Origin of the sequence: Paenibacillus sp. 3LSP (genome assembly GCF_032465655.1) — a bacterium.
In the GTDB taxonomy this organism is placed as follows: domain Bacteria; phylum Bacillota; class Bacilli; order Paenibacillales; family Paenibacillaceae; genus Fontibacillus; species Fontibacillus barengoltzii.
Genome location: NZ_JAWDJI010000219.1, coordinates 18310 through 33202, shown reverse-complemented (window position 1 = coordinate 33202; position 14893 = coordinate 18310). Strand labels below are relative to the sequence as shown.

Below are 14893 nucleotides of genomic sequence, written 5' to 3'. Positions count from 1 at the left end.
GTTTTTGAGCATCGATAAACAAGCTTTCTCACTCTACAATCGGGGGTGAATCCCATATACAAAGGAGGAAGATGATGTGATGCGCAAAAGATGGCCCGCTCTGCTGCTCGCCCTCGCCGTTGTCGCCGGATTCGCTGTTCCGGGAGGAGGTGCTGTCTCGGTGTCAGCTGAAGAAGCGAATCCTACAGCCAATCAAGGTCCGTCTCTTGGTCGTGATGGGAGAAGCCTGCTTTATCCCAAGGGGTGGTATCCGGGATACCGGACGGAAGAGGGGCAATTCTTGCATGACTTCTCCTATGCAGGCTATCGGAGAGGTGAGATGCCGATTCCTTCCGTTAACAAGCACCGGGGCATTAATGTAACGAAATCTCCGTACCGCGCGGACCCTACGGGGCGTACAGACTCCACACGCGCCATCCAACAAGCAATTGATGATGCGGCGGCGCGCGGAGGAGGCGTGGTCTACCTTCCCAAAGGGACGTACCTTGTGACACCGCAGGAAGGGAAGGATTATGCTCTGAATATCCACTCCAGCGGGGTGGTGCTTAAGGGGGACGGGCAGCAACAGACGCATATTTACAATGCGCAGGAGTTTATGAAACAAAAGGACATCATCCGGGTTGGCAATGGAGATTGGAAACGGACCAGCACGGTGACCAAGCTGCGCAAAACGGTGTCCGAACCTACGGTGCTGTTGCCCGTAGAAAGTACGGATGGCTTTCAAGTAGATGACTTTGTCGTGATCACCTTTGAGACGACGGAAGGCTTCCTGAAGGAGCATGGGATGCAGAATAAATGGGCTTCCCGTCTAGGTAAGGTGGAGCCGATATTTTATCGGCAGATCGTGGCGGTTGATCCCAAGGCCAGAACCCTGACCCTGGATATCCCTACCCGATACCCTCTGAAGCTTCGCGATGACATTACGATTACCAAAACGGAAGCCCCCATTACGGAAGTTGGTCTGGAGGACTTCTCGATCGCGAACATTGAGAACTCGAAGCCGGGGCTTGGGGAAGATGATTTCAAAGTGGAAGGAACCGCCGGGTACGAATCTGATAATGCCAAAGCGATCAACATGATTGCAGTGACTAACAGTTGGATCCGCAATGTTAGCACGTACAAGCCGCCGGGGAATGCCACCTACCATATTTTATCGAAGGGCATTATTTTAGACCGGACAAAAAATATTACCGTCGACAACGTCACGATGCAGTATCCACAATACCGGGGAGCCAACGGGAACGGCTACCTGTACCAATTCATCGGAAACGATAACCTGATTAAGAACAGCCGTGCCGTTGGGGCGAGACACAGCTTCACCTATGCCAATTTCTCTGCAAATGGCAATGTGTTGCTCGATTCGTATTCTGAGAACTCTTTTTACCTCACGGACTTCCACATGTATTTGAGCATGGCCAATTTGATTGATAATTTCACGGTGAACGGGGACGCGATATCCGCGATTACAAGGGATTACGGCTCGTCCGCGACGAACCGGCACGGCGTAGTGACAACCGAAAGCGTATTTTGGAATACGAAAGGCATCGCTGCCCATTCAAGTAAACCTGGGGTCATTATCGAATCGGAGCAGTTTGGCAACGGGTATATCATCGGTACCCGAGGGAAAGTGAACGGGGTGAAGGTCGATATCGTTGGCTCGATCCCGGATGCCGATACCTCGCCGTTTGATTGGGTTGAAGGCGTTGGGCAAGGGGAGCGGCTATTCCCGCAAAGCTTGTACAAGGATCAAACGAAGCAACGGTTGGATCTCCAGGCATTAGGTCTCCAATCGATCCTCGTCAACGGGGAAGCCGTAGCGGGCGTGCAATTTTTGCGAACGCAATATGATTACGTACTGCCCTTTGGCACGACAGAAACCCCAATCCTATCTGCACAGGCGGCTTCTAAGGATGCCCGTCTCAAGATCGATCAACCCAAAGGGACCGACGGAACTGGCGTAATTACGATTACACGGCGTGGAAAGACACAAACGGTTCGGGTGAAGTTCAGCGTGGCGAAGACGCCGGTGCTGCCGGAGAATATTACGATTGCTCCGGACAAAAGCGTACCGGGCTGGCGTTCCGCCGGTTATGCGATCAGTGCAGGCAAGACCGGACGTCTGCAATCTTTCCTGACGCTCGATAATGGAGAAGTCGTGAACACTTCCGAGTTGAATATCCCGGTAACGTACCGGGTTAGTGACGAACAGGTGGGCTATATCGAAGGGAATACATTTTACGCTGAACGGCCCGGTGTCGTTGATATCATTGCCAGCTGCCAGCTCCAAGGCGTGATTGTTGAAGCGCGCCAGACCTTTGAGGTGCTGGAACCTATCCCTGAGCCGGAGGGACCTTTAGCCGCAATTGCCAAAGTATCGGCCAGCGCAGATGACGGCAATGTGCCGAGCAACACGCTGGATCGTGATCCGGACACCCGTTGGTCGGCGGATGGGAAAGGCCAATATTTACAGATAGAGCTGGATGAGGTCACGACGGTAGATGGGGTGAGCCTGTGGTTTTATAACGGTCACACCCGTTCGAACTATTTTGATCTGGAGGTCTCCGTGGATGGCGTGCATTTCGAACCCGTTCTAACGGGGATGGCCAGCAAGAAACAAACGGAGCTGGAGACGTTTGAGTTTACGCCGACGCCGGCAAAATTTATCCGATATGTGGGGCAAGGTAACGAGATCAATACGTGGAACAGCTTGCTTGAAGTTTGGGTTCACGCTGAATAATGTCGAATAATCAGGGCTGGAATCCCTCTACAATAGGCCAAACAGATCATTTGCGCTCCTCCGTTTTATGTTAATCTCATTCTGAATCAATTCGCCCTGGAAGAAGTACGGACATTTGAGGATCGCATCACAGGGAAATCAGAGAAGGAATGGAGTGTAGAGGAACGAGTGAAGAACAAGGCAATCTTGCTGTTGTTGGCAATCTGTTTGGCGGGAATTATGGGAGTCACCACTCCGGCCCAAGCAGAGGCAAGATCAACCAAAGCCATTTGGGCATGGGATTTCTATGATGCGGCTTCCAACTCACAAAAAATTACGTCTTTGCTGGAGTTTTTGAAGGACCAGAACATCAACCTGTTGTTTATTGGAACAAGCAGAACGCTGCCGGATCAACCGGCAACCTATACGGAGCTGATCAATCGTGCACATGCGGAGGGGATCCGCGTCTTTGCGCTGGTCGGAAGAGCCGAGTGGGCCTTGGAAGGACGACATCGCGATGCGCTCGCAGAGCTTCGGCAGGTGCTGGCGTTTAATGCTTCCCACCCGGACAGCACCTTTGACGGCATTCAATTTGATATTGAACCGCATGTCTTGCCGGAATACCAAACGAAGCGAGGTTCTGTCAATTATCAATACCTGCAGGTGTTGAAGAAAATCGCGGCAGAAATTCGCACCAGCGGCGATCCGCTCGAGTTTAATGCGGCGATTCCTTGCTGGTATGCGACAGGGGAAAATCCGGTGATGGTGGAGACAGGCGGACAACGGAAGCCGTTAAGTTACTTCGTATTGGATATCGTGGATACCGTATCCCTAATGGCTTACCGCGACACGGCTGACCGGCAGATTCGCGCGTCATTGGCGGAAGCCGATTATGCCGCAAGCTTGGGGAAGAAGGTTTATATCGGTGCAGAGACCAGTCCGCCTAATGGCTCTACGATTCCCAGTGAGATTACGTACTATAATAAAGGCTTAGTTTACATGAACCAACAGATTCAGGCCATCAACGCTTATTTTGCGCAGCATGCCGGGTTTGGCGGCATCGCCATCCATCAATACCCTGCTTACCGAATTATGCTGCAAGACCGGTAAGAAGCAATCGGCGGGTGAGGCTTATCTGTACGCATACGGACAACTGAACATGAATAAGGATGAAAAAAGAAGGATGCGAACCTGTTCGCTTCCTTCTTTTGCTTTTACACAAGATTAACACGCGGATGATACCGCCTTGATGTTCGAGCAGTACCATGAGAACATGTGGGACCGTTCCCACTTCAAGATAGGACATTAGGCTTTGTGATGATTCTATAAAACAAGAAAGGCGATGAGCCGTATTGCTGGTACTCGATGTGATAGGGCGTGTGACGCCGGTCGATAACAAGACGCATATCCGGATTCCGTTTCAGTTGGATGAGGATTGCAGCCGGCTGCGACTGAAATTTGAATATTCCCCAAAGGTGCTGGAAGACCGCGGACGATCTTTGGAACTGCTAAATCAAAGCTTCGATGCTTATCTGTTGCCGGAACAGAAGGCACTGGCATTAGCCCAGGCAGACAACTATATCCCCCTAAAAAACCTGATCACGCTCTCGCTTGACGATCCGCTGGGTTATCGGGGCGCCTGTCATCGTCATGACCCGGTACAGGAGCTGGCGCTTGCGGCAAGAGAAGCTTCCCCTGGGTTACTTCCAGGCCCTCTACCTGCCGGAGATTGGGAAGTCACGCTAAGCGTTCACTCGATCGTCACGGATACCTGTAATTATTTGCTCCAAGTTTGGGCCGAAAAGGAGAATGAGGCGTAATGAAGTGGTTGGCTTGTGAGCTGCATACTCATACGCTGCATAGCGACGGCGCCCAGACGCTGGAAGAATTAGCAGAGGGCGCGGCAAAACTTGGGTTCGATGCAATTGCGCTTACCGATCACAATACGATGACCGGGCTCGCAGGGAAGGAGGCTATCTCCAAAAAGTTTGGACTGCTCATCGTTCCTGGGATGGAGTGGACGACATTCTATGGCCATATGGTGACGATCGGATTAAGCGAATATGCGGATTGGCGGAAAGCCGACCGCAACAAAATCGATGAGGGGATTCAAGCGGTGCATCGACTCGGCGGGATTGCCGGTTTGGCTCATCCGTTCCGGATCGGCAGTCCGGCTTGCACCGGATGCTTCTGGGAGTATGAGATTCAGGACTGGTCCGTTGTTGACTATATTGAGGTTTGGTCTGAGACGTTTGCTTCCATTCGCACCAACAACCGACGAGCGTATGCCCTCTGGACCGACAAGCTGAGTGAAGGCTTGCGGATCTCAGCGACGTCTGGCCGGGATTGGCATGTGCAGAAGGAGACGGATGAGCCGCTGTCGGTGACCTATCTCGGCATCCCGGAAGACGAATTGCCGAAGGAGGAACATCTGGTCAACGCACTTCGAGAAGGGAAAGCTTCGGTGACGATCGGCCCGTTGCTGCTGCTCTCGGTGAGCTGCGGCGGCGAAAGCTACGCTCTGGGTTCCGTCATTCCGTCACCTCTGCAACTGGAAGAGGACAGGGATATGCAAGCGGAGATCACGATTGATTTCTCCGTTCGGCCGGGGTTATGGTCGTTGCCCGATCAAAATTACAAGCTGATCCTCTGCTCGGACCGGGGCCAGGAGCTGGATACCGAGGTGATGTGGAACGGCGGCAAACCGGGCGACGATGTCATCCGTCTATCCGGTTTGCCGCTCTCGTCTGAGCCGAGAAAATGGCTGCGAGCCGAGCTTTGGGGGATGGTGCGCGAAATTTATACGTTAATTGCTTTTACCAATCCGGTTTATTTCGATTAAGGAGGTAGTTCATGACATGAAGCAATTCCCTTTGATCACAGCTCATACCGGGTGCATGGGGCACCCCGATCATTCCTTAGCCTCATTTAATGCTGCATTGGCCCTTGGAGTGGACGTTTATGAAGACGACATTCGGATTACGCGAGACGCAAAGTTGGTGTTGGCTCATGACGACGAGGTGGTGCTTGCAGATGGACGGCAGACCCGATTATCAGACATTACACTGGAGGAGCTGGAGGAATTTTCGAAGGAGGAGCGTCTCCCTCTGGAATCCGTTCTGCGTTGGATCAAAGAAACTGGAAAAACGATGAACCTTGATATCAAATCAGCGGCCTGCCTGGAACCAGCGGCTGCGACGCTGCTCCAAATGGGAATGACGAATCAAGCCTTCTTCAGCGGATGTGGATACGCGGTTGCCATGGAAGCTGAACGTCTCACCCCGTCCATTCGTAAGCTGCTGAACGTCAATATCGACAGCTTTCGATTGAGCTCATATGCAGAGGCTGTTGCCCAGGCCTGTGATGAAGCCCGTTCGGCGCGATGCTTCGGGTTAAACGTTCCGTACCAGTTGGTTCGACCGGAGCTCATAACTGCGGCGAGACAAGTAGGGCTGGCGGTATATGTATGGACTGTCGCAGAGCCAGACGTTATGCGGCGAATGGCTGGCTTAGGCGTGGATTCGATCACTTCCCGGAATGTTGCCGAGCTGATCGCTGTGAAAAACGAAATGATCGCAAGTGAAGGAGAGACTCTACGTTGACTAGGAAGCCGAACCATGGCTTGCGGGAGATAGCCCGGGTGGCGGGAGTATCCAAGTCCACCGCCTCCCGGGTGATCTCCGGCAACGGATATGCCAGTGCGGAGGTGAAGGAACGGGTGCTGCAAGCGGCGGAAGCTCTCCATTACAAGCCGAATGCTGTCGCCCGGGCGATGGTGACCAAACGCACCTACAATCTTGGGGTCATCGTATTTCGTGAGAAGCCGCCGATCGTCTCTCATCCGCTGTACGGCAAAATCATTGACGAAATTCTGTTCGCTTCCGAAGCCCGCGGGTATTCTGTCTTCTTGAAGACGGATCGAGAGATGAGCTTACGCTCCACCGATTTTTTACTGGAACAGCGGGTGGATGGATTGATTCTGGTCAGCCGTTTGCAGAAGAACGTGATCGATTACGTCAAAAAATTTCATCTGCCTTACCTCATGGTCAACGGTTCGACCGACGATCCGGATGTGATTCATCTCGTCAGCAACGATGAAACTGGCGGCGCGCGGGCAGCCGAATATCTATACGGGCTGGGACATCGTCAATTTTTCGTCATCGCCGGACCAGTGGAGCATCGCAGTCACTCGCTCCGCTTAACGGGATTCCTCCGGCGTCTGGAACAATTAGGCCTCTCGGAGCAATCCGGCGCTGTAAGGGTGATTCCTTCTCCGGAGTCCAGCTTTGATACCGGCTTCCAACGGATGGAGAAGCACTTCTCGGACTTTCGGAAATACGGATATACCGCGCTGTTCACGACCAACGACATGCTGGCGCTAGGCGCCATGAAGTTGCTGCTGGATCGAGGCGTTCAGATTCCCCAGGAAGTTGCTGTCTTGGGGTACGACGATATCGAGCTTGGCCGCATGTACTCACCGTCGCTGTCAACGGTTACCGTAGATGCCGTCGGGATCGGACGAGATGCGGTGGAGCTGTTGGACAAGCTGATCCGCGGCGAAGCCGATTTGCCGAAGCTGGTGGAATATGAGAGTTATGTGGTCAAACGTCAATCAACGGAAGGGAAGGAGTGACCTGAATGGGATGGTATTGGAAAAAAGTAGGGGCAAGGCGAATTATCGAGTTTGTGCTGCTTACCGTGTTTGCGATATTTTTCGCCGGCCCGCTCTTGAACCTGCTGGTGCTGGCGTTCAGTGAGAAGTGGAACTATCCGGACGTCTTGCCGGCGACTTGGGGATTCAAATGGTGGAACTTCGTATTAGCCAAGGACGACATCGTCTCCTCGATTTCATTGTCGTTCTTGATCGCAGTGATCGTAACGGCGTTATCCATCCTGATCTGTATTCCAGCTGCGTATGCATTCGCGAGAATCCAGTTTCCGCTGAAGCGAATGTTCTTGTTCTCGTTCCTGCTGACGCATGCATTCCCGAAGATGGGGTTATATGTCTCGATTGCGGTGTTGTTTTATCGAATTGGTCTCATGAATACCCTGCTGGGTGTCGTCTTGATTCATATGATTAATGTGTTGATGTTCATGACTTGGATTCCTACGGCTGCCTTCCGTAATGTGCATCGGGCGCAGGAGGAATCGGCACGGGATGTTGGGGCAACTCCATTTCGGGTGTTTCGGAGTATCACGTTGCCCATGGCGATGCCCGGCATTATGGTTGCTTCGGTCTTTACCTTTCTCAACTCGTTGGATGAGGCGCAAGGGACCTTCCTTGTGGGGATTCCGGATTTCAAGACAATGCCGATCGTGATGTACTCCATTATTTCGGACTTTCCGAGCAGCGCAGGAGCGGTGTTCTCCATCATTTTAACCTTGCCGACCATTATCTTGCTGCTTGCTGCACAACGTCTGGTCAGCGCAGATGTGCTGGCGAGCGGGTTCCAAACGAAATAAGCCGACCCAAGGGAAAAGGGGGTAAACCGCATGCAATTAGTGGTGCAAAATTTGACGAAACGTTATAAGACAGGGGACGGAGTCAGCGATATCAACTTAACCGTGAAGCAAGGTGAGCTCGTGACCCTGCTGGGTCCATCGGGATGCGGAAAGACGACGGTGCTGCGCAGTATCGGCGGCTTTCTCGAACCAGATGGGGGGGACATCCTGATCGAAGGCCGTAGCGTTATCGGGGTGCCGCCGGAGAAGCGCCCTACGTCGATGGTGTTTCAAAGTTACAATTTATGGTCGCACATGTCTGTGTACGAAAATTTGGCGTTTGGGCTGAAGATCCGTAAAATGCCCAAATTGGAAATCCGTGCTGCCGTCGCTGACGCGTTGAAGCTGGTCCGGTTATCGGGTTACGAGAAGAAGTATCCTGCTGAATTGTCGGGCGGACAGCAGCAACGCGTCGCCTTGGCCCGCTCCTTGTTGCTGAAGCCGGCTGTGCTGCTGTTGGACGAGCCGTTCTCGGCGCTGGATGCGAAGCTACGTCACGAGATGCGTGAGGAACTCCGTGAAATTCAAATGCAAACCGGACTTACGATGGTGTTCGTAACGCATGACCAAGAGGAGGCCTTGTCGCTCTCCGACCGGATCGTGGTGATGAATCACGGGCGAATCGAGCAAATCGCAGGCCCGCAACAAATTTACGATGCGCCTGAGACTTTATATGTGGCAAGCTTTATCGGCAAGATGAACTTTTTGGAGGGGGTGGCGGATGAACGGAGCATCCGGATCGGCGCGCTCCGCTTTCCGAATGAGAAGCGGCTCAGCGGCAAAGTTACCGCAGCGATCCGACCGGAGGATGTCGTGTTAAGTGAGGCAGAGGAGAATGAAGAGAAGTTGGCGGGGAGAATCAAGCAAGTGATGGTACTAGGGCATTATGCCGAAGTGACCGTGGAGCTGCCGGGATGGGGGACGCTGCGTACGTTCCAATCGAAGGAAGCAACACAGCACTTGTCGGTTGGGAAGGACGTTGGCGTCAAGATCGTCAAATTGATCGGGTTTCCGTCAGGTGAACCCAACTAAGGGAGGATAAACGAACATGAGATCCAAGAAACCGTGGTTAACTCTATTGTCTACTGCGTTGTTGTCAATGACCTTGCTTGCCGGATGTGGGGGTGCGGGTATAAATGGAGCGGCGTCAAATACAGGAGCACAGGGCGAATCAACGACAACGCCGGCAACGGCGAATGCACCGGTGAAGTTTAACTTTTACTTTACAGGCTCGCAAAACGTGAAGGATCTGTGGGATACACTGATTCCGATGTTCGAGAAGCAAAACAATCAAGTAGACGTGAACCCCGTTTATATCCCGTCCGGAACCGGTGCGCAGCCGACCTATGATCGGATTCTGGCTGCCAAGCAGGCTGGCAAAGGCTCGGGGGACATCGATTTGTATGAAGACGGAATCGGCGTTGTATCCCAAGGCACGAAGGACGGAGTGTGGCAGCAGTTAGATTCGAACGCTATCCCGAATCTGGCCAAGGTCAATCCCGATACTATGAAAGACGTGGATAACTACGCAATTCCTTACCGTTCCTCCGCCGTTGTTCTAGCTTACGACAGTACGAAAATCTCCAACCCGCCAAAAACGTTGGACGAGCTGTTGGCTTGGATCAAGGCGAACCCTGGACAATTTGCTTATAATGACCCGTCCACCGGCGGTGCGGGCAGTTCCTTTGTTCATACGGTAATCTACAAGGACTTACCAGAGGAAGATATTCACAATTCCGATCCATCCGTGATGGCCAAATGGGATCCTGGATTCCAAACGCTCAAAGAGCTGGGTCAATACGTTTACGGTGATGGGATTTACCCTAAGAAGAACCAAGGCACCTTAGATCTTCTGATGAACGGCGAGGTATCGCTGATTCCGGCATGGTCGGATATGGTGCTGCAGCAAATTAACGAAGGCTTGCTTCCCGATACGATCAAAATGCAGCAAATCACGCCTGGCTTTAACGGCGGGCCTACGTATCTGATGGTCAACGGGGAGTCCGATAAAAAAGAAGCAATCTACCAGTTCCTCGACTTTGTCCTGTCGCCAGAAGCACAAAACGTCATCGTCGAGAAAATGAACGGGTTCCCGGGGATCGAATTGTCCAATATGCCGCAGGAAACACAGGATAAATTCAAAGGGGTGGCCGAAGGCTTCCGCACCTTCAACATTGGCGACCTCGGCACAGAAATCAACAAACGTTGGCAAAGTGAAGTTGCTGCACAATGAGTAAAGAGTGGAAACAAGCGATGGCGGGGCTGGCAATGGTCCTCCCCTCCTTCGCCATTTTATTGGTTGTCGTCATCATCCCTATCATCCAATCATTGGTGCTAAGTCTCACGAACGAGGCTGGGGGATACGATTTGAGCCGGTACCATTACCTGTTTGCGGATAAAGGGATGCGGGCGAATTTACTGTTTACCTTGCGGATCACCCTCATTACCTGTGCCTTGGTGCTGCTAATCAGCTATACGCTGGCGATCTACATGCGTTTTAATCAGGGCCCCATCGTCGAGCTGATACGCAAGACGTATATGATCCCGTTGTTCATTCCAGGGGTGATCGCGACTTATGGGCTGATCAATCTGCTCGGGAACCACGGCTGGTTGGCGCGCCTGCTTACGCACATCGGCGTCACGCTGCCGCGGATTATTTTCGATGAGAAGGGGATCATCATTGCGAACCTCTGGTTCAATATTCCGTTTACGACCATGCTGCTCAGCTCGGCGCTGGCCGGAATTCCTTCATCGGTTATCGAAAGCGCCAAAGACGTCGGAACAGGGAAGTTAAGATTGTTTGCGAGATTTATTTTACCGTTGTCCTACAAAACGTTTCTCGTTGCGCTAACCTTCGTGTTTATGGGGGCTATTGGCTCCTTTACGGCTCCATTCTTGCTGGGGGCTAACTCACCGCAAATGCTGGGCGTGTCCATGCAGCAGGTGTTTAGTGTCTTTCAGGAGCGAGAGCAGGCAGCAGCGATGGCGTTCTTCTCGTTTCTGCTTTGTTCCGTGCTGGGAGTGTTCTACATTCGTTCCATGGCCAAAGAGGAGAACGCCAAATTATAACAAGGCTCGATGTACCCCGGGATTCGGGGTTCTTTTTTATAACCATCTTTTCCATTGATTTGGTGATTTGGAGTCGCTTACAGTATAATTATTCTGTAATTTTCAGATCGAGAGGGGATGTCCGTGAATAACGTAGACAGGTCAAATCAAGCGACAACAAAAGAGCAGTGGAAAAGAAATATCATCCTGTTCCTGAGCAGTCAAACCATTTCACTGTTTGGTTCTTCGCTGGTGCAGTATGCCATCATGTGGTATATTACGCTGAATACGAAGTCGGGGATTATGATGACGTTATATATCATCTGCGGGTTTATTCCCACGTTCCTGTTATCCCCGGTGGCGGGCGTTTGGGCGGACCGATACAACCGAAAATGGTTAATTATGCTGTCAGATGGCATGATCGCTTTGGCCACCCTGATCCTCGCGCTCCTGTTCCTGATGGGATATGAGGAAGCATGGCTGCTCTTTGTTATGGCTGCGATTCGTGCGCTTGGCTCGGGTGTGCAGACGCCGTCAGTTGGGGCAATTTTGCCGCAAATCGTACCGTCCGACCAATTAACGAAGGTGAATGGAATTAACGGAAGCATTCAAGCCGTCATTATGTTTGTGTCCCCTATCGTCAGCGCTGCACTGCTTACCGTGGCTACGATCGAAACCATTTTCTTCATCGATGTGGTTACGGCGGCGATCGCAATTTTGACACTGTTGCTTTATTTCCGGATTCCGCCGCATCAACGTGCCACCGACCAGCAGTCGTCCAGCTATTTCAGCGATCTTAAGGAGGGGCTGCTCTACATTCGTCGGCAAGCGTACTTAAAATCCTTTTTCGCTTTCATGGCGGTCTTCTTTATTCTGATGGCCCCCGCCGCATTTTTAAACCCGCTTCAGGTGACTCGAACTTACGGCGAGGAAGTCTGGCGGCTTACTGCAATTGAAATTGCTTTTTCTGTCGGCATGATGGCGGGTGGGGGATTGATTGCCGCATGGGGCGGCTTTAAGAATAAAGTCCATACGATGACGCTGGCTACCGTTCTGATGGGGGCATGCACGTTTTTGCTCGGCGTCATTCCCGTCTTTTGGATCTATCTGGCGTTTATGGCCTTGTTTGGGGTAGCCATGCCGGCTTTTAATACGCCAACGATGACGATGATTCAGGAAAAAGTCGATGAGAGCTATTTGGGAAGGATCTTCGGGGTGTTCAGTATGATTTCCACGTCGATGATGCCGATCGGGATGTTGATCTTCGGGCCGATCGCCGATGTGATCGCGATCGAATGGCTGCTGATTGCGACCGGCCTTCTCATCTTAATTCTTTCGATCTTTCTTGGACGGAATCAAGCATTGCTGGAAGCCGGCAAACCGGTCATCCAGGAAGGCGCACTGCCGTGACAAACGTAGCCTCGAAATCGATTCATGTTAAGTGACAGCGCAACTCGGAAAGCATAAAATCCCTAGGCTTATTTAAGTGTGCTTGAAACCGGTGTATGAATGGATGGGCCAAGGACAATGTTTTGTCCTTGGTCCTTTGCGTTTTTTAAGGGAGTTCCCGTAGCAGAGGACCGGCGCCGACAGGCGCTAGTTTCTCTGCTTTTTTATTTTTTCAGCGATAAGGGGAGTTAGCTATGAGGTTATTAGAAATAAGCGGTGTAACGCACCGAATTGGAGACAAGGAACTTCTCTGGAATTACATGCGGGTGAGCATATGGGGCTTGTCGGACAGAACGGTGCAGGAAAAAGTACGCTGATCCGCATGCTTATCGGCGAGTTGATTCCGGATCAAGGCCTCATCAAATGGCAGCCGCGTCTGCGGCTAGGACACCTGGATCAATATGCCCGAGTTCCGGGGGCGATGTCGATCCGGGACTATATGCGGATTGGAAAGTAAGACAGCTAAGTTTAGAACCTAACGAGGGCGCCCACAGGTTAATTGGGGCGCCCTTTCAATATGATATTGTTAGCTTTGCCAAAGTCGAGAGCGACTTTGCCCGATTTCGCCGCAATCTGTTCCGCGAGAACTACTGCACTGACTCCGCAGGAAATCAGAGCCACGTCAAAGCTATTCTTATGCGCGATAACCCACTTCATCGTATTCCGATACTCCGACCATTGGTCAAACGGCAGTGCATGTACGATCTTTTGATTATAGGGTTCTTGTTCAAGCCGTTCCTTGAGCTTTGCAGCTTCCCGTGTGATGATCAGAATTCTCCGGCCGGAAAGGAGGGACCAGAATTCCTCCATTTTGGCCAACTCCCGGTTCACTCCGGCATGGCAAATCAAAGGCGGCTCAATCTTGTAATAGGAGAACACTTCGTCCGTTAAGGGTCTTTTTAAATAATCCGGTGCTTTAATCGTGTTGTCTCCGGGAGGAAGGATTCCAACAACGGTCGCCTTTTTTACAGAAGAAATCACGGCGTTTCGCAGATGTAAATTTGGTAGGGTCAGGCCTTTTTCCCCTCGGTTGGCTTTGATGGCCCACCGTTCCTGAAGCACTTTAGACACAGGCCAGACATGATGTTGAGACATGACCAAATTCTCCCCGTCACCAATCCTTACTAAGGAAAATGCCTTCTGATTCTTGAGTGCGTCTTCGATTGTCTTTAGCAAGTCTTTAGTATCTAAATAGATTTGTTGCATCCGACAATTCATTCCTTTCGCATGCTTAATCATTTCAGTCTATGATTGCGAGCACGGAATGAATTGTGTGCTTGTACTGCCAAGTAGTAGAGGAGGGTACAAGACTATTTTCAGCAAGCAATGGAATCCGTCCTGTCCGTTCGTTATCACAAACATATAGTAAAAAGTAGAAGGCCTGTTTTCCAGAACTAGATTAAGCTGAGTGAGCGGCTATAAGCAAGGAGGATTGTAGATGTCAAAAAGGATCGTAATCGAAAGCAATTTTAATACATTTGGATTTAGTCCGCACCGGCTGACCCGTCCCTGGCTAGAGAATCGAATTCAGATTTTTCGCGAGTTCACACTGAAGTCGCTGTTAGTTCAAACCAATCAAGACTTTATGGCGATCTTCAAGGTCGTACCCGAGACAGAGAAAATGATCAACGAGATTTTGGCTAAATACCCTCGTCTACCGAAAAACATCATGTTTGTAACCCATCAAGAAGGGATGGAGCGCATTAAAACCTATGCTGGATCCTGCGAGAATTTGTATTTAGTTCGCATGGAATCTGACGATATGTACCATAAATCCTATATCCAACAGCTGCATGACCATCGACCGAAGCCAGGCACCCTTGCTTTAATTAATCAAAACGGTTACGCTTACGACTCGATCCATGGAGAAATGGTACCGATGTTTCGAAAATCTCCTCCATACTATGTGTTCTTGTATAAGACATCGGAATTTACATCCGGATATCGCATCAAGCTGCCAGGAAGGGCCACACACGGGAACGTGATTGAATTACCTCATGAAATCTTAACTCCTCGTAACTTTGTCGAAGTTATTCACCGCTATAATTCGATCCCGAGAACGCTCCCGGTTAGAGGACGACTGTCGAAAGAGGAGCAGAAAAAAGTGCTAAAAGAATTCATGGGGTAACTGCGTTATTGGAAGACGGCCCTGTCCTTCTCCTCACGTCCAACATATAG

14 protein-coding genes are annotated in these 14893 nt (G+C 51.2%); 13 read left to right on the top strand and 1 reads right to left on the bottom strand.

What is annotated here, in order from left to right; all coding sequences use genetic code 11:
* The first annotated feature begins 79 nt into the window (after nt 1–79).
* The 12 genes from RW092_RS19010 (at nt 80) to RW092_RS18955 (ending at nt 13172) form a co-directional block, all read left to right on the top strand.
* Nucleotides 80–2737 (top strand): glycosyl hydrolase family 28-related protein, encoded by a 2658-nt coding sequence (locus RW092_RS19010; RefSeq protein ID WP_316010981.1) that lies wholly within the window; start codon nt 80–82, stop codon nt 2735–2737.
* 168 nt (nt 2738–2905) lie between these two features.
* Complete coding sequence (locus RW092_RS19005; RefSeq protein WP_085170320.1) at nt 2906–3826, top strand: TraB/GumN family protein; 921 nt, start codon at nt 2906–2908, stop codon at nt 3824–3826.
* 242 nt (nt 3827–4068) lie between these two features.
* Nucleotides 4069–4536 carry a hypothetical protein gene (locus RW092_RS19000; RefSeq protein ID WP_016312005.1) on the top strand — a complete coding sequence of 156 codons (468 nt, stop codon included), beginning with the start codon at nt 4069–4071 and terminating at the stop codon, nt 4534–4536.
* On the top strand, nt 4536–5558 hold the full coding sequence (locus RW092_RS18995) for a CehA/McbA family metallohydrolase (protein ID WP_316010980.1): 1023 nt from the start codon (nt 4536–4538) through the stop codon (nt 5556–5558). The genes RW092_RS19000 and RW092_RS18995 overlap by 1 nt, the downstream gene beginning before the upstream one ends.
* A gap of 16 nt (nt 5559–5574) precedes the next feature.
* On the top strand, nt 5575–6318 hold the full coding sequence (locus RW092_RS18990; RefSeq protein ID WP_016312007.1) for a glycerophosphodiester phosphodiesterase: 744 nt from the start codon (nt 5575–5577) through the stop codon (nt 6316–6318).
* Entirely contained in the window at nt 6315–7349 is a 1035-nt protein-coding gene (locus RW092_RS18985; protein ID WP_085170322.1) for a LacI family DNA-binding transcriptional regulator, read from the top strand. Before RW092_RS18990 ends, RW092_RS18985 begins: the two co-directional genes overlap by 4 nt.
* A gap of 5 nt (nt 7350–7354) precedes the next feature.
* Complete coding sequence (locus RW092_RS18980; protein ID WP_085170323.1) at nt 7355–8179, top strand: ABC transporter permease; 825 nt, start codon at nt 7355–7357, stop codon at nt 8177–8179.
* Between the two features lie 30 nt (nt 8180–8209).
* A complete protein-coding gene (locus tag RW092_RS18975) occupies nt 8210–9250 on the top strand; it encodes an ABC transporter ATP-binding protein (protein WP_085278274.1) in 1041 nt (346 codons plus the stop codon).
* A 16-nt stretch (nt 9251–9266) separates the two neighbouring features.
* Nucleotides 9267–10451, top strand: a complete 1185-nt coding sequence (locus RW092_RS18970) for an extracellular solute-binding protein (protein ID WP_009226566.1) — start codon at nt 9267–9269, stop codon at nt 10449–10451.
* Entirely contained in the window at nt 10448–11287 is an 840-nt protein-coding gene (locus tag RW092_RS18965; protein WP_009226567.1) for an ABC transporter permease, read from the top strand. Before RW092_RS18970 ends, RW092_RS18965 begins: the two co-directional genes overlap by 4 nt.
* 123 nt (nt 11288–11410) lie before the next feature.
* The gene (locus RW092_RS18960) at nt 11411–12676 is read left to right on the top strand and encodes an MFS transporter (RefSeq protein ID WP_316010979.1); all 1266 of its coding nucleotides are present in this window, start codon (nt 11411–11413) and stop codon (nt 12674–12676) included.
* Nucleotides 12677–12881: 205 nt separating this feature from the next.
* Entirely contained in the window at nt 12882–13172 is a 291-nt protein-coding gene (locus tag RW092_RS18955; protein ID WP_406879544.1) for an ATP-binding cassette domain-containing protein, read from the top strand.
* A gap of 38 nt (nt 13173–13210) precedes the next feature.
* Here RW092_RS18955 and RW092_RS18950 read toward each other — a convergent pair whose 3' ends face one another.
* Nucleotides 13211–13921, bottom strand: coding sequence for a GT-D fold domain-containing glycosyltransferase (locus tag RW092_RS18950; protein ID WP_028537770.1), 711 nt, complete (start codon nt 13919–13921; stop codon nt 13211–13213).
* Nucleotides 13922–14153: 232 nt separating this feature from the next.
* On the opposite strand from RW092_RS18950, the gene RW092_RS18945 reads away from it, so the two are divergent.
* Nucleotides 14154–14843 carry a glycosyltransferase gene (locus RW092_RS18945; protein ID WP_085170328.1) on the top strand — a complete coding sequence of 230 codons (690 nt, stop codon included), beginning with the start codon at nt 14154–14156 and terminating at the stop codon, nt 14841–14843.
* Nucleotides 14844–14893: the final 50 nt, after the last annotated feature.

Coding starts and splice junctions, on each gene's coding strand:
- RW092_RS19010 (WP_316010981.1), top strand. CDS start 80: ATGCGCAAAAGATGGCCCGCTCTGCTGCTCGCCCTCGCCGTTGTCGCC.
- RW092_RS18995 (WP_316010980.1), top strand. CDS start 4,536: ATGAAGTGGTTGGCTTGTGAGCTGCATACTCATACGCTGCATAGCGAC.
- RW092_RS18990 (WP_016312007.1), top strand. CDS start 5,575: ATGAAGCAATTCCCTTTGATCACAGCTCATACCGGGTGCATGGGGCAC.
- RW092_RS18980 (WP_085170323.1), top strand. CDS start 7,355: ATGGGATGGTATTGGAAAAAAGTAGGGGCAAGGCGAATTATCGAGTTT.
- RW092_RS18975 (WP_085278274.1), top strand. CDS start 8,210: ATGCAATTAGTGGTGCAAAATTTGACGAAACGTTATAAGACAGGGGAC.
- RW092_RS18970 (WP_009226566.1), top strand. CDS start 9,267: ATGAGATCCAAGAAACCGTGGTTAACTCTATTGTCTACTGCGTTGTTG.
- RW092_RS18965 (WP_009226567.1), top strand. CDS start 10,448: ATGAGTAAAGAGTGGAAACAAGCGATGGCGGGGCTGGCAATGGTCCTC.
- RW092_RS18950 (WP_028537770.1), bottom strand. CDS start 13,921: ATGCAACAAATCTATTTAGATACTAAAGACTTGCTAAAGACAATCGAA.
- RW092_RS18945 (WP_085170328.1), top strand. CDS start 14,154: ATGTCAAAAAGGATCGTAATCGAAAGCAATTTTAATACATTTGGATTT.